The sequence below is a fragment of the Paenisporosarcina antarctica genome (assembly GCF_004367585.1).
In the GTDB taxonomy this organism is placed as follows: Bacteria; Bacillota; Bacilli; order Bacillales_A; family Planococcaceae; genus Paenisporosarcina; species Paenisporosarcina antarctica.
This window is the reverse complement of sequence record NZ_CP038015.1, coordinates 2860038-2880409: the sequence shown is the minus strand read 5'-3', so window position 1 is coordinate 2880409 and position 20372 is coordinate 2860038. Positions and strand designations below refer to the sequence as shown.

At 38.5% G+C, this 20372-nt stretch carries 18 protein-coding genes; 11 read left to right on the top strand and 7 right to left on the bottom strand.

Translation table 11 applies throughout. From position 1 onward, the window contains the following. Window positions 1-124: 124 nt before the first annotated feature. From E2636_RS13935 to E2636_RS13925, 3 genes are all read right to left on the bottom strand, one after another. Window positions 125-1696 (bottom strand): ABC-F family ATP-binding cassette domain-containing protein, encoded by a 1572-nt coding sequence (locus E2636_RS13935; protein WP_134210736.1) that lies wholly within the window; start codon window positions 1694-1696, stop codon window positions 125-127. Between the two features lie 109 nt (window positions 1697-1805). After that, window positions 1806-1988, bottom strand: coding sequence for an SE1832 family protein (locus E2636_RS13930; RefSeq protein ID WP_134210735.1), 183 nt, complete (start codon window positions 1986-1988; stop codon window positions 1806-1808). Between the two features lie 43 nt (window positions 1989-2031). Beyond that, complete coding sequence (locus tag E2636_RS13925) at window positions 2032-3054, bottom strand: hypothetical protein (protein WP_134210734.1); 1023 nt, start codon at window positions 3052-3054, stop codon at window positions 2032-2034. Between the two features lie 119 nt (window positions 3055-3173). Here E2636_RS13925 and E2636_RS13920 point away from each other — a divergent pair, with 119 nt between their 5' ends. From E2636_RS13920 to E2636_RS13880, 9 genes are all read left to right on the top strand, one after another. After that, window positions 3174-3842, top strand: coding sequence for an NAD-dependent epimerase/dehydratase family protein (locus tag E2636_RS13920; RefSeq protein WP_243840652.1), 669 nt, complete (start codon window positions 3174-3176; stop codon window positions 3840-3842). A 193-nt stretch (window positions 3843-4035) separates the two neighbouring features. Then, window positions 4036-4599 (top strand): NADPH-dependent FMN reductase, encoded by a 564-nt coding sequence (locus tag E2636_RS13915; RefSeq protein WP_134210732.1) that lies wholly within the window; start codon window positions 4036-4038, stop codon window positions 4597-4599. A gap of 927 nt (window positions 4600-5526) precedes the next feature. Continuing rightward, on the top strand, window positions 5527-7698 hold the full coding sequence (locus E2636_RS13910) for a DNA topoisomerase III (protein WP_134210731.1): 2172 nt from the start codon (window positions 5527-5529) through the stop codon (window positions 7696-7698). A 34-nt stretch (window positions 7699-7732) separates the two neighbouring features. Then, window positions 7733-8218, top strand: coding sequence for a Cys-tRNA(Pro) deacylase (gene ybaK / locus E2636_RS13905; protein WP_134210730.1), 486 nt, complete (start codon window positions 7733-7735; stop codon window positions 8216-8218). 151 nt (window positions 8219-8369) lie between these two features. After that, a complete protein-coding gene (locus E2636_RS13900; RefSeq protein WP_134210729.1) occupies window positions 8370-8951 on the top strand; it encodes a YczE/YyaS/YitT family protein in 582 nt (193 codons plus the stop codon). A gap of 78 nt (window positions 8952-9029) precedes the next feature. Beyond that, window positions 9030-10115, top strand: a complete 1086-nt coding sequence (locus E2636_RS13895; RefSeq protein ID WP_134210728.1) for a hypothetical protein — start codon at window positions 9030-9032, stop codon at window positions 10113-10115. Between the two features lie 431 nt (window positions 10116-10546). Beyond that, a complete protein-coding gene (locus E2636_RS13890) occupies window positions 10547-10855 on the top strand; it encodes a transposase (RefSeq protein WP_134210727.1) in 309 nt (102 codons plus the stop codon). A gap of 467 nt (window positions 10856-11322) precedes the next feature. Then, window positions 11323-12513 (top strand): glycine C-acetyltransferase, encoded by a 1191-nt coding sequence (locus E2636_RS13885; protein WP_134210726.1) that lies wholly within the window; start codon window positions 11323-11325, stop codon window positions 12511-12513. 67 nt (window positions 12514-12580) lie between these two features. Beyond that, window positions 12581-13285 (top strand): DNA alkylation repair protein, encoded by a 705-nt coding sequence (locus E2636_RS13880; protein WP_134210725.1) that lies wholly within the window; start codon window positions 12581-12583, stop codon window positions 13283-13285. A gap of 132 nt (window positions 13286-13417) precedes the next feature. Here the strand turns inward: E2636_RS13880 and E2636_RS13875 are convergent, their stop codons facing one another. Next, the gene (locus E2636_RS13875) at window positions 13418-14146 is read right to left on the bottom strand and encodes a hypothetical protein (RefSeq protein WP_243840651.1); all 729 of its coding nucleotides are present in this window, start codon (window positions 14144-14146) and stop codon (window positions 13418-13420) included. Between the two features lie 159 nt (window positions 14147-14305). Here E2636_RS13875 and E2636_RS13870 point away from each other — a divergent pair, with 159 nt between their 5' ends. Both E2636_RS13870 and E2636_RS13865 read left to right on the top strand, forming a co-directional pair. Then, a complete protein-coding gene (locus E2636_RS13870) occupies window positions 14306-15250 on the top strand; it encodes an L-threonine 3-dehydrogenase (RefSeq protein WP_134210723.1) in 945 nt (314 codons plus the stop codon). Window positions 15251-16510: 1260 nt separating this feature from the next. After that, entirely contained in the window at window positions 16511-17485 is a 975-nt protein-coding gene (locus E2636_RS13865; RefSeq protein ID WP_134210722.1) for a CaiB/BaiF CoA transferase family protein, read from the top strand. Window positions 17486-17690: 205 nt separating this feature from the next. Here the strand turns inward: E2636_RS13865 and E2636_RS13860 are convergent, their stop codons facing one another. From E2636_RS13860 to E2636_RS13850, 3 genes are all read right to left on the bottom strand, one after another. Further along, window positions 17691-19046, bottom strand: coding sequence for a YjiH family protein (locus E2636_RS13860; protein WP_134210721.1), 1356 nt, complete (start codon window positions 19044-19046; stop codon window positions 17691-17693). A 157-nt stretch (window positions 19047-19203) separates the two neighbouring features. Continuing rightward, window positions 19204-19899 carry a bacillithiol biosynthesis deacetylase BshB2 gene (bshB2, locus tag E2636_RS13855; protein ID WP_134210720.1) on the bottom strand — a complete coding sequence of 232 codons (696 nt, stop codon included), beginning with the start codon at window positions 19897-19899 and terminating at the stop codon, window positions 19204-19206. A 16-nt stretch (window positions 19900-19915) separates the two neighbouring features. Beyond that, window positions 19916-20266, bottom strand: coding sequence for a YojF family protein (locus E2636_RS13850; protein WP_017381772.1), 351 nt, complete (start codon window positions 20264-20266; stop codon window positions 19916-19918). Window positions 20267-20372: the final 106 nt, after the last annotated feature.

Genomic DNA, 20372 nt, shown 5'->3' with positions numbered 1-20372 from the left:
TGAATACGAGGTATCCTCGTGCGAAATGGAAATGTCGAATAACGATTCTCGATAACCGCGGTATATACAAGATAGAGTTAAAACTCTCAGAAAAAAGGCCGCTGAACTTCAGCGGCCTTTTAGCTTATTTTGATTCTTCTACATGGACACCGGTTTGGAACCAGTCTTCAACATTCCATACTTTCGTAACTAAATCTTCATAAAAATCCGGTTCATGACTAACTAATACAATCGTACCTTTATATGCAGTCATGGCACGCTTTAGTTCTTCTTTAGCATGTATGTCTAAATGGTTTGTAGGTTCATCAAAAAGCATCCAATTGCTTTCTTCCATCATTAGCTTACATAGACGCACTTTCGCTTGCTCGCCACCACTTAAACTTTTCATTGGTCGTGAGATATGCTCATTTTTTAAACCGGTACGTGCTAATGCAGCTCGTACTTGGCTTTGTTCCATACTAGGATACGTTTTCCAAATCTCTTCAATCGGTGTTACATTGTCTGCTTTTACTTCTTGTTCGAAATAAGTTGTGGTTAAGAAATCTCCACGTCTTACATTACCACCGAGTGCAGGGACTTTGCCTAACATCGTTTTAAGTAACGTCGATTTACCAACACCGTTCATACCAACGAGCGCAATTTTTTCACCACGTTCTATTGTAAACGATAAGGGAGGTAATAAGGCTTTATCATAGCCAATGACTAAATTTTCTGCTTCCACTACATAACGACTTGGACTACGCGTTTCTTTAAAGGCAAATTGAGGCTTCGCAGCTGTTTCAGGACGGTCAATTCGCTCAATTCGATCAAGTTGCTTCTGACGAGATTTTGCACGTCCTGTCGTGGAGTAACGAGCTTTATTTTTTGCGATAAAGTCTTCTGTTTTCTTAATTAAATCTCTTTGTTTTTCATAAGCATCAATATGTTGACGTTTATTAATTTCTGCAAGCTCGAGGAACTTTTCATACGACGCTGTAAAGCGAGACAGTTTTGAGAATTCCAATTGGAAAATGACGTCTACGATGCCATTCATAAATTCCGTATCATGAGAAATAAGCAAAAAAGCGTGAGGATAGCTCTTCAAATAATTCGTTAACCAGCCAATATGTTCTTCATCTAAATAGTTGGTAGGCTCATCAAGTAGCAATACTTTTGGCTTTTCAAGTAGTAATTTAGCTAGCAATACTTTCGTACGTTGACCACCTGAAAGAGCAGAGACTTCACGGTCTAGTCCAATTGCATCTAAACCAAGACCACGTGCTATTTCTTCGATTTTCATGTCAAGTGTATAAAAATCACCTGCATCTAACGCATCTTGAATATCTGCCATTTGTTCGAGAAGCTCTTCTAATTCTTCAGGTGTTGCATCACCCATTTTGCCAGTGATTTCATTCATTTCTGCTTCTTTTTTGTAAAGAGGCAAGAACGCATCACTCAAGGTATCGCGCATAGATCTTCCTTGTTCTAAAAGGGTGTGTTGATCTAAATAACCGTAATGAGTACCTGGAAGCCACTCCACTTTACCAGAATCATAAATGATTTCACCTGTTATAATGCTCATCAATGTCGATTTACCGACACCGTTTGCTCCAACTAATCCAACGTGTTCTCCTTCAATTAAGCGGAATGATACGTCTTTAAATAGTGTACGGTCACCAAATGTGTGACCTAAATTATCAACTGTTAATAATGCCATGTTTTCATTCCTCCATTAGAAAAACGCAACTTGCACTAAAAAGGGTGCAAGAAAATGTTTTTTATTTATACTGATAGCCGAAACTGAACAAAGAAAACTCGCAGGCTTGTTACAGCGCCGCGAGTTTTTTGTTTAGTTCTGCGAGTTGTACTTCCATGTTTCCTAAACGTTGCTCGGCTTGTTCAATCATGGCAGGGTGCCCAGTGGACTCCATCTTTTCCATATCACCTTGCAACCGTATATAGTCCATCTTTAATTCGGCAATTTGTGTTTTAATTTGTTGTAAAGTCATATAAGAGAAACCCTCTTTTATCATATTGTATCACATATTGTGGTTATTTGGTGATTTCTCGTGCTTCTTCTTGTATGGTTCTTTCTAAAAATTGTTGCATGTTGAGATTGTTTAAAGGTAACTTTAACGCTAATTGTTTTTTAACCGCACGCAGACTGCGTTTTGGATGAAGAATCGTCTCCATTACGGCATTTTGTAAATGGGATTGTTTTAGTTTGCGACCAAGCCCTAAATAGATAAAACCATTTGATTCTCTAGGAAAAGCTTGTTGCGCTTCTTTTTCGTCTTCCGCAATGACAATACAAGGTTTACCAATAACAGCTACGTAGTAAGGAGTGAAGCTAGCATCGCAAATAACTAAATCAGATTCACTAATAAGTTGGATTGGGTCATCACATTCTACAATCCGCGTTTGCTTGCGTCCCAATGCCATTAATTTCAAATCATCGCGACTATGATGATAACTCGAATGAAGAGCGACGGTAATGGCAAGAGGAATTTGTAAATGTAATAAATGGCGTAGTGTTCGATACGACAAGTTATCTGCATCGTCATCTGCAAATGTCACGACGACATGAGGAAGAGGAAGAGTTGTAACTTGTTTTAAACCAGAATTTGCATAAGGTTCTAATTCATCAGGAACCACAAATCCACTTGGTCCCACTACATAATGGGAAGGAACTGGCTCACGATCTTCACGGTACAAGGATTGAACGACACGCGTTGCGGTTTTTCCTCCTTCACCAAAGTCGTCAAAATGTAATGTAACCGGAACGAGTGAAGATAAAAGTTTACCTTCGTCGATGTCAGTATCACAGCCATCCGAAATGACTACATCGGGTTCATATTCTTCTAGTAATGCCTTCAAATCAGCTTTTCTTGCATATGAGAGAGGGGCAAACCCTTTTTGATCGAGCGTTTGAAGGACCACTGTTTGTTTCACGGGAGCAGCAAATAGAATACGGTGAGATGCCAGCAATTTTGCTAAGTGTATACATCTCGTTACAGGATAGCCAGCACGCCCGATCGTAAATAAAATGGTCTTTTGTTGAATTTGGTTACTCATTTCATTCCCACCTTTCATCTTCTATTTAACGTATGGGAAATAGTTACTCCGTATGAGTAAATGTTCAGAATTTGCATGTTCATATGGTAAACTTAAACTAGTAGGCCATTAAGAATGGAGTGTTGATTTTGGGAAACAAAACAGCAATAGTAGCTGGTGCATCAGGCCTTACAGGTTCACATTTGGTCAAGTTTCTTTGTGAGAATGAAGCATACAAAAAGGTAATAATCATTGTCCGTAAAGAATTTTCCTATAGTCATCCAAAATTAGTAACAAAAATAAAAAATCTAGATCAAGTAACAAATAATGACTTCGAAGGGGTCCATGATTTCTTTTGTTGTTTAGGGTCGACAAAGAAGAAAGCAGGTTCAAAAGAGGCATTTGAGAAAGTGGACTTAGTCGCTCCCGTTGAAATGGGGAAAAATGCGCAGTTACAAGGCGTGAACCATATGTTGGTCATTTCAGCAATGGGCGCAAACCCGAAATCCTCAGTTCACTACAACCGAGTCAAAGGGGCTATGGAAGAAAAAGTATCCGAGCTATCGCTTCCACATGTGTCTATATTTAGACCTTCTTTATTAATAGGTGATCGCCAAGAGTTTCGTTTAGGCGAACAATTTGGGGCAACGATGATGAAACTATTAAAATCTTTTTTCATTGGACCATTAAAGAAATATCAAGCAATCGAAGCGAAGCAAGTGGCATTTGCAATGATGCAAAAGGCATTAGAACCACAATCTAGAACCGTAGCGATATATGAGTCTGAAGTAATTGCTCAAATAAAATAAGCTAAAAAAATTAATCTCAAGGTACTTGCATGTTTGATTCACTCTTCATAGATACATTGAATTGAAGCAGCACACCGCTTAACAAAGTTCAGCCTAAAGAATGAACTTTAGTTAAATAGAACTCAATGCTTAGGGCAAGTCCATGCTTTTTGATACAATAACCATATAAGAAAGAATGTAAGGAGGATGAAACATGAAAATTCTACTGATAGACGGGACAATTATTGGGTCTAAAACTGGAGCTATTTTAGAGCAAGTGAAAGTATATATTGAACAGTTAAATGGAGAGTTAAAACTTGAAATCCTGAAGCTATCTGATTTTGAACATCAATTCGTCGATGGACGCCCACTTGAAAAATACAATGATGACATGCGTCTCCTCGTGCGTAAGTTTGAAGAAGCAGAAGGCTATGTGTTAGCTACGCCGATTTTCCAAGGATCCATTCCGGGTGTCTTGAAAAATACGTTTGATTTATTGCATCCACGCACGATGCGCTATAAACCTGTGTCTATTGTTGCTAATGGTGGGACTCATCAACATCATTTAGTTGTTGAAAATCAATTAAAGCCAATTCTTGATTACTTCCGTTGTCTTGTTACACCAAACTATGTGTACACAACGACCCATCACTTTGGTGAAGGAAATGTAATTGTCGATCAAGATGTACATGACCGTCTACGCGAACTAGCACGCGTGTTTGTGCAATATGCGGAAATGGGAAAAAACTTATCAAAAGAAACGATTGATAAACATTGAGGAAAAAAGCCACTTCGTATAGTCGACGAAGTGGCTTTTTGTTGGATACACGCTGATTTCCGTTCCGAGCGGACGCGTTCCGTGGGGCGTGCGGTGAGCCTCCTCGTCGCAAAAACCGTGCTCCTGTGGGGTCTCACCTGTCACGCTAATCCCACCGGAGTCGCCGCTCTGCACTCCAATCAGCTTAGAGAATATAGGAAACATAAGTTCAGATAAATATAGAAAACAAGTGAGACTCGCTGTAGAATATTAGTCGACCAAAACCATTTTCCAGGAGGGAACTCACTTGTTACATTCTACTAGTATTAAATCTTTACTCGATATTTAAGACTCAAACATTACGATGGGTACGGTGTCAGAAACGTTGACTATACAGTTTATAAAAATGGGACTCGATCATCTCAAATGCCCTTACGGATTACTGGTGTAAATCCAACCTATTTACTTTTGAAAAAAACGTTTCATATGTAAAGCGTGTAATTATAGTTTCACTACCAAAACACTATCGTTCAAAAACAGCATAATCCTACTTTTAAGCATTTCACTGGATCAGGCAATATATATATTCTTATCCAATTTTAACGTGCAATTTTAGTTGCTTGGAGTGCAAGATGGCGAGAAAACATGTGCTCCTGCGGTTACTCGTCGCAAAGATATTGGCCGAATGACAGTTCGTCCAATATTTTTCCAGCGGGAAAAGCGCGAGCTGAAGATCCCACAGGAGCGTGTTTTTCGCGACGAGGAGGCTGAAGCCGTGCCCGCGGAAAGCGTCCATCTGTTTCTGCATCGCTACGCTAGCTTCGAAACATGAAAGTACGCTGGAACGGAAAGCAACATTTGACAAAGAACCATAACCAATAGATCCACGAAAAAACAGCTTCGGCTAGTTTCCGTTATAATGGAATATAGAAGAGAGGGGCGGACAATTTGTCTAAATCAGTAGTACTTGCAGAAAAACCATCCGTAGCACGCGATATTGCTCGCGTCCTCGGTTGTCATAAAAAAGGAAACGGCTTTTTAGAAGGCACACAATATATTGTTACATGGGCACTCGGTCACTTAGTCACTCATGCTGATCCAGAACAATACGATAACAGCTTTAAAGAATGGAAACTTGAGGACTTACCAATATTGCCACAACCATTCAAACTGGTGCCTATTAAACAAACCATGAAACAATTTAACGCGGTCAAAGCACAACTAAATAGAACGGATGTTAACGAAATTATTATTGCAACAGATGCAGGGCGTGAGGGAGAGCTTGTCGCTCGTTGGATTTTAGAAAAAGCGAAAAGTCGTAAACCCGTCAAGCGATTATGGATATCTTCAGTTACCGATCAAGCCATCCTAAAAGGATTCCGTGAACTAAAAGACGGTCGTGCGTATGAACATTTATATGAAGCGGCAGTTGCGAGAGCGGAAGCGGATTGGGTAGTCGGAATTAACGCAACTCGTGCATTGACTGTGAAATACAACGCGCAATTATCAACGGGACGTGTACAAACGCCGACACTTGCGATAATTGCAACGCGAGAAAAGCAAATTCGTGATTTTATATCCAAGCCATTTTACGGTTTACAAGCAATCACGCAAGAAGCAACCTATACTTGGTCATTTGGTTTAAACAACCAAACGAGCAATTTTAATAAGGAACAAGTAGATCAAGTACTTCAAAAATTAGACGCTAATAAAGTAGGTAAGATTTCGTCTATACAAACAGCACCAAAAAAACAGCCAGCACCGCCATTATTTGATTTGACGGAACTTCAAAAAGAAGGGCATCGACTGTTCGGATGGTCAGCGAAAGAAACCTTATCTACCTTGCAAGGTCTATATGAACGCCATAAAATAGTGACCTATCCACGTACTGACTCAAAGCATTTAACAAGTGATATGAAGTCGACGTTAATAGATCGAGTTAAAGCTGTTGATTTACAACCATATCGAGCTGCGACAAACAGCATATTACGCTCTAACAATATCCAACCTCAAAAAGGGGTAATCGATGATGCACGTGTCAGTGATCATCATGCAATTATTCCAACTGAGCAGTCTCCAAATATGCAGGATTTATCAGACAAAGAGCGAAAATTGTATGACATGATCGTCAAACGATTTTTAGCAGTGTTTTTGCCACCTCATGCCTATGATCAAACCGTTATAACGCTCGAAGTGAGTGGAGAAAACTTCACGGCAAAAGGGAAAACGGTTCGCGATCAAGGATGGAAAAGTGTCTATCAACAAGATAAAGATAGTGACTCAGAAAGTACATTGCCACCAGTAGAAAAAGGGCAAACCATTGATATACGCGCCATCACCATGACGCAAGGGGAAACAAAACCGCCTGCACGTTTCAATGAAGGTACTTTACTGGCTGCGATGGAAAATCCTTCAGCATTTATGGCGGGAGAATCAAAAGACATTATTAAAACAGCCGTGGAAACGGGTGGACTTGGAACTGTCGCAACACGTGCAGATGTTATTGAAAAGTTATTTAATAGCTTTGTGATGGAAAAGAAAGGCAAAGATATTTATACAACGTCAAAAGGCAGACAGCTTTTAGAATTGGTCCCAGAAGATTTGAAATCTCCATCCTTAACAGGAGAGTGGGAACAACGATTAACGAAAATTGCCAAAGGTACGATGAAAAAAGAACAATTTATGAGAGACATGGTCATGTTTTCGAAAAAAGTCGTCACTCAAATTAAACAAAGTGATCAAAAGTATAAACATGACAACATTACAGGGAAAGCATGTCCAACTTGCGGAAAAGGTTTGCTCGAAGTCAACGGCAAACGTGGGAAAATGCTTGTGTGCCAAGACCGTGAATGTGGCTACAAAAAATCAGTGTCCATGCAAACCAATGCACGTTGTCCAGTGTGTCACAAAAAACTGGAAATGCGTGGTGAAGGGGATGGCAAAATTTTTGTTTGCTCATGCGGGCATCGTGAAAAACTGTCAGCATTTGAAAAACGCCGAGAAACTTCGGGTGGCGGTAAAGTAAACAAAAAAGATGTACAGAAATTCTTGAAGCAGCAAGACGAACCACAAAATACAGCCATGGCCGAAGCGTTGAAGAAACTAATGAATAAAGAGTAAGGAGAAGAGATTTTTTTGAAACGAGGAAATGTCTATGGCAAAGTCTCATAAACCAGCAAAAACCAATGCAGTTCGCTTGCTCGATCAACAAAAAGTTTATTATGAGTTGTTTGAATATGTTGTGAATGATGGACAAATTGATGGGATTTCGGTTTCACTAAAAATAGGGCAACCAGTCGAAAAAGTCTTTAAAACACTTGTTGCTACTGCAGGTCCAGGAAAAATATTCGTATTCTTAGTTCCGGTTGCACAAGAACTAAATTTGAAAGCTGCAGCAAAAGCAGTTAGTGAAAAGAAAGTGGAGATGGTTGCTGTAAAAGATATACTGGGATTAACAGGGTATATTCGTGGTGGATGCTCACCACTCGGCATGAAAAAGATATTTCCAACATTCATCGATGAGTCGGCGAAAGAACTTGAAATGATGATTGTAAGTGCTGGGAAAATTGGCATGCAAATTCATCTAAAACCAACTGATTTATTGATCTGCATAAATGGAGTTTATACTTCTCTAACATAACAACACTAAATTTCGATATACGAAAAACATTTGACTGTTATACTATAGGTAATAGAATTCAAATCCATTCATGCTCTGCATGAGTGGATTTTTTATAGAGAGAAGGATTTTTGACATGGTAAAGGTTTTTTACATACGATGGAGTTTTTTTATGGTTGGAATGATGTTTTTAGCACTAGGCATTGCATTAACAATTAGAGGGAATTTACTCGGCATAGCTCCATGGGATGTATTCCATGTAGGATTATTTATAAATTTTGGGCTATCCATTGGTATGTGGTCAATTTTAAGTGGCTTATTATTAGTGTTGGGAACGTCACTCTATTCGAAACGATGGCCTCTTATTGGCACGTGGTTAAATATGATATTAGTTGGTTTATTTACTGATGTATTCCTTTGGTTACTACCAGCTGTATCACATCCGACAGTGCAAACAGTATTATTCATTAGTGGAGTAGGTGTGATGGGGCTTGGGGTTGGCATGTACATTGCTTCAAATGTTGGAGCAGGCCCACGTGATTCACTCATGCTCATCCTCATGGAAAAGACAGGATGGACTGTTAAACGAGTAAGAACGTTACTCGAAGTTGTTGTAGCAATCTTTGGATGGCTTCTCGGAGGACCGATTGGTGTGGGTACTGTCATTATTGCATTAACTCTTGGTTATATCGTTCATTACACCCTTATACTTTCGCAGAATTGGATATTAAAATTAACCGAACTACCTAAATAGTAAACAACTTCTTTTTCATATATTCACTAATTCTTTCATATAGTAGATTCGAAGCTACACAATGAAAGGGATGATTATATGAACGGAACTATAACGCATCAATTTGGACGAGCTTTTACCGGTCAAGGAGTAAAAAATATTTATTCAGATTTAATTAGCGAAGCACGAAAAGTATATTTTATTAAATCTCCACCTACATTTAAATTGTCCGATTTATTTAAACAAGTTGGCTATCATTATGTAAAACGAGGATACGATATTGAGTGGTTTTACGATCCATTGCACGCCGATACAATAGAAGCCACTTTTGTAAAAGGAAGTCGTATTTTATTTATTCAAGCTTCCCACCCAATATCATTTGAACCGAAATTTTATGGAACTACCCATCATGTTGTATCATTTTATGAGGCTTATGATGAAAATAAGCTGCGCGAACACGGTGAATTTTTACGAGAAAAAACATTGCATAGCGAACAATGGCTTGATAAAGCATTACAGACCATGACAAACGCAAAAAATCTTCATGATGAATGGGAAGTTCCATACATCAGTGGAATGGATTGGAGCGGGTTTGATGCTCAAGCAGAAGCACTGTTGAATGAAACATTTACCACTTTAAAATTTAATAAAACACCTCAACGTACACATAGATTAATGGGAACATTAACTCCTGAAGGTGCAAAAGATTATTTTGATTCACTGACAAAAGGTGTTAAAAGACGAATATTTATTAAAGGCTATCCAGGCAGTGGGAAGTCCACATTGATGAAACGCTTTGCAGAAAAAGCAGAGAGTTTGGGTCTTGATACACAATGGGGTTGGTGTGGTCTTGATTGCAATAGCATTGACTATGTATGGTTGCCAGAACTTCAGACGATTCTTTTTGATAGCACAAGCCCGCATGAATACGAACCTGAACATGCGGGTGATGAAATTTATGATGTGAAAAAATTCCGAGATTCGAATGAAGCAAACCATATCTCTGTAGATGGAATAGTAGCTCGCTATAAGGAAGAAATCTTCCACGCAACCGAGTATTTGCAAGTATATTCGACGGATGATGAGACAATTAGAGAGACTTTGGATACATGTGTTAATAACTTTAAATGGAAAGAAATTGAAGATCATCTGTTGCGAAAGATAGACAATTCATCTGTTATGTAAAATAAATAATGATTTACTAAGGAGTGAACTTAAAAAAGAGTTCACTCCTTTTTGGAAGCTACTGAAAAAAGGTTGTTCAATATATGACGTTGGTGAAATTCCATCCCCTTCTCGATAAATAGGAGAAAGGGATGGAATTTCACTAATGTCATTTTTTTATTAATATCTATGAAATTAAAAAAAGCCTGATACACGCTGATTTCCGTTCCGAGCGGACGCTTTCCGTGGGGCGTGCGGTGAGCCTCCTCGTCGCGAAAACCGTGCTCCTGTGGGGTCTCACCTGTCACGCTAATCCCACCGGAGTCGCCGCTCTGCACTCCAATCAGCTAAGAAAATATAGGAAACATAAGTTCAGATAGATGAGATTCCTTGTAGAATAAAAGTCGACCAAAACCATCATCCATAGGCTCTATCAAGAACTTCTAAAATCTATGTCTGATAAGGATTTCAAGGCATTAGAGACTGGTTTAACTAGACCTGTTTCACCTTTAATTTCAAGTTATATGAGAACAAGCTTAAAAACGTTAAGAAAACATCTTCCGATCATAGAAAACAGCTTTATTTACCCTTACAATAACGGAAGAATTGAAGGGACTAAAAATAAAATCAAAGTATTGAATCATGTCAATTATGGATATAGAAATTTACAGAATTACAAAAACCGATTTATTTTACCCTTTAAATTAAAACCAGCTGATAAACAAAGCGAACAAAAACAATTACGCTCAAAAGCAGCATAATCCCACTTTTAAGCATCTCACTGGATCAGGCAATTCATATATTCTTATCCATTTTTAAACGTACAATTTTAGTTGCTTGGAGTGCAAGATGGCGACTCCAGCGGGAAAAGCGCGAGCTGAAGACCCCACAGGAGCGTGTTTTTCGCGACGAGGAGGCTGAAGCCGTGCCCGCGGAAAGCGTCCATCTGTTTCTGCATCGCTCTGCTAGCTTCGAAACATGAAAGTGCGCTGGAACGGAAAGCAACGGGATACTTGAAAAACTACATAAAAAAGTATGCCGTAAAAAAGAAGTTTTACTGACTTTCTGGACAGTCTTGAAATACTTTTTAATTCATAAGAAGTATTTCAGTTGCCACCCTTTTTTTGCAAAGATAAGTATGGCTTATGTTAAAATGGAAAAGATTATATAACATCAGGGTTTAGCTAATGAAATTTGGCACATAAACTCGCATGAAAGGAAGATAATAATGTCAAACGTATTAGATGCTTTTTTACAAGAAAATTTACAAGATTTACGCGATCAAGGCTTATACAATGAAGTCGATCCGGTTGAAGGTCCGAACGGTGCGAAAATTCAAGTTCGTGGCAAAGAATTAATTAATTTATCTTCTAATAACTATTTAGGTTTAGCAACAAACGAAGAACTTAAACGCATTGCAAAAGAAGCGATCGATAAGTACGGTGTAGGAGCAGGAGCGGTTCGTTCAATTAATGGAACGCTTGATTTACACGTTAAATTAGAAGAAAAGCTAGCTGAGTTCAAAGGAACGGAAGCAGCAATTTCTTTCCAATCTGGATTCAACTGTAATATGGCAGCTATTTCAGCAGTTATGGATAAAAATGATGCGATTCTTTCTGATCAATTAAACCACGCATCGATTATTGATGGTTGCCGTTTATCAAAAGCTAAAATTATTGCCTTTAAACACTCAGATATGGAAGATTTACATGCAAAAGCTAAAGCCGCACAAGAATCAGGTCTTTATAATAAAGTAATGATTATTACAGATGGCGTATTTTCAATGGATGGTGATATTGCGAAATTGCCTGAAATCGTAAAAATTGCGAAAGAATTAGATTTAATTACTTACGTAGATGATGCACATGGATCGGGTGTTACTGGTAAAGGAAAAGGCACAGTCAAACATTTCGGTTTAGAAAAAGATATCGACTTCCAAATGGGCACATTGTCTAAAGCTGTAGGTGTTGTTGGCGGTTACGTGGCTGGTAAACAATCGTTAATTGACTGGTTAAAAGTTCGTTCACGTCCATTTTTATTCTCAACAGCAGTGACACCTGGTGATGTTGCGGCAACTACTGCTGCGCTTCAAATGATTATCGATTCAACCGAGCTTCATGATAAGTTATGGGAAAATGGAGATTATTTAAAAGCGGGACTTAAAGAATTAGGATTTAACATCGGTGCATCAGAGACGCCGATTACTCCTTGTATTATTGGGGATGAAAAGCTAACGCAAGAATTCTCAAAACGCTTATTTGAAGAAGGCGTCTATGCAAAATCAATAGTCTTCCCAACCGTTCAAAAGGGAGCAGGTCGTGTTCGTAATATGCCGACAGCAGCTCATACAAAAGAAATGTTGGATGAGGCAATGTCCATTTATGGAAAAGTCGGAAAAGAACTTGGCATAATTAAGTAAAGAAGATAATCACTCGAATGTGTAAAAACGTTCGAGTGTTTTTTTATATTAATTAGGGGGTGTGTTTATGTCGTATGAAGAAGTCATGCGTTATTTAGAAGAAGTGGGCACAGAGCAAACACGGAATATACTTATCAATAACGGGGCAACCGGAGAGATTTTTGGAGTCAAGATAGGTGATATGAAAAAGATATTAAAACATGTTAAGAAGGATCAAGAATTGGTATTAAAGTTATATGATTCTGGGATTTATGATGCTATGTATTTAGCAGGCTTAGCTGTAAATCCAAAATTGATGACGAAAGAACAGTTACAGTCTTGGGTGGAAGCCGCTAACTGGTACATGTTAGCTGAATACACAGTTCCTTGGGTGACTACGGAAAGTCAATATGCATTAGAATTAGCACGAGAGTGGATGCGATCGGATGAAGAAATGATTGTTTGCGCTGGTTGGAGTACGTACTCCAACTATTTGGCGTATACAAGTGCTGACGCGCTTGATATAAAAGAAATTAATGAACTGTTAGAACAAGTTCGTGTCGGCATTCATGAAGCGCAAAACCGAGTGCGCTACGTCATGAACTCATTCGTAATAGGAGTGGGTGTATATGTTTCGGAATTAAGAGGAGAAGCGAAACAAGTGGCTAGAGAGATTGGTGAAGTACATGTCGATATGGGGGGAACTGCATGTAAAGTGCCAATTGCCTCTGACTATATCGAAAAAGTTTTGTCCCGTGGTGAACCAAAAAAGAAAAAAACATTAAGATGTTAAGTTTTAAAATAAATAGAAAACCTCGTCGTGAGAAGCGTCGAGGTTTTTTAATGTTTGGAGAGGTGAGGCAGATGAACTACCTTTTTCCAAACAAAAAACCACGCGAAATGGCAGCGTGGTAATCGAAAACTCTTACATATTATTAAAGGCATGAACTAAAATATACTTTTGTGCGCCACGTGAATCATCAATGGCTTTTTTAGACTCGATTTCAAACTCATCTTGTTGACCTTTTTCATGAGCATAAAGTGCATGTAAAGCGTGATTCATCCAATCTACATGTATATTTTCCTCAAGGAGAACCGCTTCTTCAAAGTCACCTTTTTTGGCAGCAATGTAAGCAGCATAATACGATTTCAATGGATCGCTATCTATTTTTTGAGCATATGTATCTGCAGCATCAATATCTTCAAGATGTAAAGCTAAAATCGTTTTATACACATTTTGCATATACGGCTGTTTGTGCTTTGCTAAAATGGCGTGTAAACTTTCTTCAATTTCAGTGTCATTACCTTTTGCCAAGGCAAGTGGATACGCAAATAGTGGCTTCTTCTTATTCGACTCTAGAAATTTTGCGATTGATTTTACGTTATTTGATCGATAAGCCGTGAATACTTGTGGCAGAACTACAAATGCTAAGAAAAGGATGAAAACGGTCAAAATGATAATTAAGATTGGAAATTGTAAATAAGATAAAAACAACGTTAAGCAGATTATTATTAGATAAATCACAATTAAGCGGAAGATATTCATAAGTAATTTAGTCCTTTTTATTTTTAAGTATACCAAAATTAACATATTAAATGAAAGGTTATTACAAATCATGATGATCGATAATAATTTCTTGTTTCTGTATTTCATCTTTAATAAAAGGAAAACACTGCTATCTAAAACATATTGTGCTTTCACAACGAACACACTATAATAGATATTAGGTGAAGTCAATCATACCAAGGTTTTATTTAAAGTATCTGTACTTTTGGAGAGTACAAATGTATATATGAAGAGGAGTAGTTTTAGTTGAAAAGAATTATCGTAACAGGTGCTTTAGGTCAAATTGGATCAGAATTAATTATGAAATTACGAGATATTTATGGAGCAGACAACGTTTTAGCAACGGATATTCGCTTAACAGATTCACTTGTTACTACAAGCGGACCGTTTGAATTATTAGATGTAATGGATGCAGATCGCATGCATGCACTTGCAAAAGACTTTGGCGCAGATACGATGATGCATATGGCCGCATTGTTATCGGCAACAGCAGAAGAAAAGCCATTACTTGCATGGAATTTAAATATGGGCGGCTTAGTTAATGCACTTGAAACGTCACGCGAATTAGGCCTTCAATTTTTTACCCCGAGTTCAATAGGAGCGTTTGGTCCATCCACACCGAAACAAAATACTCCCCAAGATACTTTGCAACGTCCAACCACGATGTATGGAGTGAACAAAGTGGCGGGTGAGCTATTATGTGATTACTATTTCCACAAGTTTGGTTTAGATACTCGCGGTGTACGTTTCCCTGGGCTTGTTTCGTACGTAACGCCACCAGGTGGAGGAACAACGGATTATGCGGTAGATATTTATTATAAAGCATTAGAAGAGGGGAAATATACTTCATACATTGAGCAAGACACGTTTATGGATATGATGTATATGCCTGATGCCGTCCAAGCAATCATTGACTTAATGGAAGCAGATGGGTCAAAACTTGAACACCGAAACGCGTTTAACGTTACAGCAATGAGTTTTGAGCCGGAACAAATTGCGGCATCAATTCGTAAACACATTCCAAGTTTCGAATTGTCGTACGATGTAGATCCAGTTCGACAAGGTATTGCAAATAGTTGGCCAGATGCGATTGATGCAAGCGCTGCTAAAAATGAATGGGGCTTTAAAACACTGTACGATTTAGATGCAATGACCGAAGATATGCTCGCAAAACTTACCCAAAAAGTATAATAAAAATAAATACTGAAAAGCTGACGATCCTACTACTAGGAAACGTCAGCTTTTTTGCATTTAGAGCGGCAGTTTTTACTTTATGTAAGTGTTTGAAGTCATGCAAAGAAGGGTTTTGCGACACTTTAACATGTCTAGTCTGGTCAAAAAGAGTTGGGATTAATGTCGAGCGATGGCTCAGTTGTAATTATTAGCTGCCACGTTGTAATTATGGAAGGTGACGTTGTAAAATTTGATCTCCACGTTGTAAAAATTGCGATTCACGTTGTAATAGTTAAATTTCGGAAGTGCATCAACTGATTATATGGTGAATTTTAACAACCCCATCAGATCTAGATTTACTGGTGCGTCACAGAAAAGCAGGAAGCCTTGTCGACATTACCATTCAAGTTTTGCATTTGAAATTCCTGGTTTTCTTAATGAGTTCCACTTATTGATTCTAAAATTTTCCAAAAGTTTTTATAGCACTTTCCACTTTGGTTTTGTACAATACTATTATGATTGAAATTATTTAATTCAGAAAAAAGAATTAATTTTGAATTGAGTCAATTTCATAACTCCTCAATTCTTTAATAAACACGAACATTTAATTGCTTATTATAATAATTATCTGTTTATTTTAATCAGGTACCGTTTGATTGTAGCGCAATGCGGCGTAAAACATCTGCTCCTGTTTCTGTTTCTGTTTCTGCATCGCTTTGCTAGCTTCGAAACATGAAAGTGAGCTGCATCGCTTTGCTAGCTTCGAAACATGAAAGTGAGCTGCATCGCTTTGCTAGCTTCGAAACATGAAAGTGAGCTGCATCGCTGCGCTAGCTTCGAAACATGAAAGTGCGTTGCATCGCTACGCTAGCTTCGTCGCAAAGATTAGGACCAAAATGCTTTGGTCCTAATCTTTCCTGTGGGACTAGCACGAACTGAAAGCCCCGCAGGAAAGATGCTGGCCAAAAGCCAGTGTATTTGCGACGAGTAACCGCAGGAGCGTGGAACGAAGACTAAGAACGCCACGTCGTGCCCCACGGAAAGTGTCCGCATGGAGCGGAAATCTAGTTTGTTCGGATTTTATTCCTAGATTTTTTATTATGAAATTGACTCAAATAGTAAAGAATGAATAAAGTGAAATTTTCCAATAAAACTGAGTGGACGTAAATTTTCTGTCATAATCACGTGGGAACAATACGTGACAATTATCATCAATTCTCTATGGAATGAATAGCTTGTTAGTGTACTAAATTGATAAACAAATTGGAGTTGTTAAGTATGAAACCATTGGATCAAATTCGCGTGTTGGACATTACGTATTACTTACCAGGACCGTTTTCGACCATGCGTCTTGCAGAAATGGGTGCAGATGTAGTGAAAATCGAACCACCAGAAGGAGATCCAGCGATTTCGATGAGTGGCGGGGCTATACATCGCGCGAATAATCGTGGGAAGGTAATAGTCCATTTAGATTTGAAAACCCCTCATGGAAAAGAACAACTGGCAGAACGAATTAAACATTCAGATGTCTTGCTAGAATCGTTTAGACCAGGGGTGATGGAACGTCTTGGATTTGGTTATGAAGAGGTTAAAGCGATCAATCCATCAATTGTGTATTGCTCAATGACTGGATACGGATCGGGTAGTCCGCTAGGGAATTTTGGTAGTCATGACTTGAACTACCTTGCTTTATCAGGCGTTCTCTCACAAATACAAGACAGTAAAGGCAAGCCTGTTATTCCTAAAACTACTTTAGCGGATTACGCAGGAGGATTTGCTGTATCTGAATCTATATTAGCTGCACTTGTTCTCCGTTTTCGAAAAGGGGAAGGTTCGAAAATTGAAGTTTCAATAACAGATACGATGGCTAAATTCCAAGGAACAAATCTTGAATACTTGGCTTCAGGAGTATCGGATCACGGAATCCCTGAAATAGATGGATCATATGTTGCGTACAATATATATGAAACAAAAGATGGACGTTACATTGCGTTAGCCGCCCTTGAATTGAAGTTTTGGACTAATTTCTGCGAATTTGCGAAGCGACCTGATTGGCAAGCCATGCAATTTGAACTTGCCGGAAGTGAAGTTCATCAACAAATCGACCTATTTTTCGCATCACTTTCGTGGGAAGAGTGGTTAAATATTTCACTTGAAACGGATTTTTGCTTAACACCTATAATGTATCCAAGCGAGCTTGATCAACATCCACATTGGTCAAGTAGGGGGAATTTGGTTTCTTTGAAACAATGAAATTGAATGGTTGAAGCAACTTGTTTTCACAATATCTAAAATAATTGAACTAATAGTCTTTGTTGGATTAACTACCAAATAGAAAAAGCTGTCTCTAAAGTCGCTAGTTGCGAGTTTTGAGACAGCTTATTTTATGTCTAGCTAGCAGTAATCATTTGCCACATTTCATGGCGCTGAGATATATAGGTTTCTTCGAATTTAGGAATTAAAATAATATATGTGCTACTGCTGCGATAATTGGTAATGAAATTACTGTGCGTAGTAAGAAAATGATAAGTAGATCTAAGATGTTGACCGGGATTTTAGAGCCTAGTAACAATCCACCAACTTCAGACATGTAAATCAATTGTGTAACAGAAGTTGCTGCGATGACAAAACGAGTCAATTCTGACTCAATCAATTCCCCACCTAAAAGAGCTGGTAAGAACATGTCCGCAAAACCAACAACCATCGTTTGTGCAGCTAGTGCAGCTTCAGGAATACCAAGAACCATCAACAAAGGCTCAAACGGTTTCCCTAACCATACAAATAAATCCGTATACGTGGCAAGCATTAACGCAATGGTACCAAACGCCATAACGACTGGCGCAACACCTATCCACATATCTAATACATTTTTTAAACCATCTGTAACAAATTTCTTAACAGAGCGATTCTTATTCGCCGTTGTCATGGCGTTTTCTAAACCGTGACTTACGACGTTGTATCCTTTAGGCAATGTTTCTGCATGCTCATCAAATGGGCGACCATCAATGTATTCATTAGATTTACGTGACAGTGGAAATATACGAGGCATTATAAATGCTAATACAATACCGGATAAAGTAACTGTTGCGTAAAATGGAAGGAAATAAGCACCAAGTTCTAATTCTTCAATTACGACAATAGAGAAAGTAATCGATACGACTGAGAATGTCGTTCCAATAATCGCTGCTTCTTTTTTGGTGTAGAAGCCTTCTTCATATTGCTTGCTTGTTAGTAAGACGCCAATTGTACCATCGCCAACCCAAGAGGCAAGGGCATCAACGGAAGACCGACCTGGTAATTTAAATAGAGGACGCATTATTTTAATCATGATTGTACCGAAAAATTCCAGTAAACCAAAATTCAATAGTAAAGGTAAAAGAAGTCCTGCAAATAAGAATATCGTGAACAAGAAAGACAAAAGTCCTGTAGCAGAAAGTAACAATCCACCTGTATCTTCGCTTCGAACAGCTTCAGGTCCAATATTTGCAACAACCATAACGGCGAAGACAGCACCTATTACGCGTACAATTGTCCAGAACCAATTGACTTGGAAGAGCTTTTCAAAAAATGTTTGATCATCAGGATTTGGATCTTTTTTAAACTGATAAATGATTGAACCAAGTGCAGCAAGAATCATTACGATTGTAACTGTCCATGGCATTATAGGTTCGACTTTCCCAGCGACCATATTCGCTAATATAGCAACAGGAATTTTCCATTCGCCATCAAACTTGAATGGAATCATGAATAAGAAAATTCCGATAATTGAGGGTATTAAGAATAATAGCCATGTAGATAGTGAAAATTTCTTCAAAGGTGACTCCTCCTATTATGTATAATTATTCAGTTTTTTATTTCTGTGATAATGATACGTGCAACGAATGAAAATGTCCATCATTTTTTGAAAACGCTTTCCAAGTAATAGAAAAAATCCTGAGGATACCAAAATAAATGGCATCTTCAGGACTCTATTAAAATGTTTTTTCAAAATCTTCATGCCAACGATAGTGGTAGAAGCGTTCGTACGAAAGCCAGTTTTCAGCTTTGGGTTCTCCTTCAGCTAAACGTTTGTCCATCTCTTCTAACATCCACGCTGTTTGTGAAATATGTGCTCTCATAGCACCCATTTTTTGATCGCGTGATTGGCGAATATCATGGACGATGTCTGCTTCACCTAGTTCGTCTTTTGTATTGTTTGCGAATGCAACACCATGCAGTTTTGGACGGAGTGTTTCATCCATTCGTCGAATCGCACGAACAACCGCGCGAGCTGTTGCTTCATGGTCAGGGTGGACGGCATAATTCGGATAAAAGGTGATCACAAGTGAAGGATTGGTTTCTTCAATTAATTTCGTCATCATTTGAACCATTTTTTCATCATCTTCAAATTCGACAGTTTTATCGCGTAAACCCATCATACGTAAATCCGTTAGGCCCATCGCTTGTGCTGCAGCAAGTAATTCTTGTTTGCGAATATGTGGCAAGGATTCTCTCGTTGCGAATGGGGGATTACCTAAATTTCGGCCCATTTCGCCAAGTGTTAAACAAGCATATGTAACAGGTGTTCCTTGCTTAATATATGTGGCAATTGTTCCTGAGACACCGAATGCCTCATCATCTGGGTGAGGAAAAACAACCAAAACATGTCTCTCTTGTGGAAGCGTCATCTGTGTTCCTCCTTAATTAATACGTGAATGGTGTTTCGCTTATATGAAGAGCTACCGCTAATTTTCCGCTTTGATCATGTCCAGCCATCAACAGGCGGCCATGCTCATCTAATTCAAAATGTGTGATACCTTGTGCGTAAACCCAACCATGCGGCAATTTCAATCCGACTCGGTGAGGGCTATCTCCAGCAACTTTTCCAAGCTCATACTTAACAACAATATTGCGAATAAAAGCACCGGCATTAAACACAGTTTCGTCAAAATGGGATGCGTAAGCTCCATTTGTTGTTTCAAGGTGGAGATAAATATCTTTATCGGCAAAGGAGTTTAACAACTCCTGCAATTTTTTTACATCTACAACTTCCATAATATAACCTCCTTAATAAACACAAAAACTTCTACAACTTAGTATAAAGAAATTATCCGGTGAAAGCGATTTGCCTGCTTGAAACAGAGGAACAACCAAGTACTTT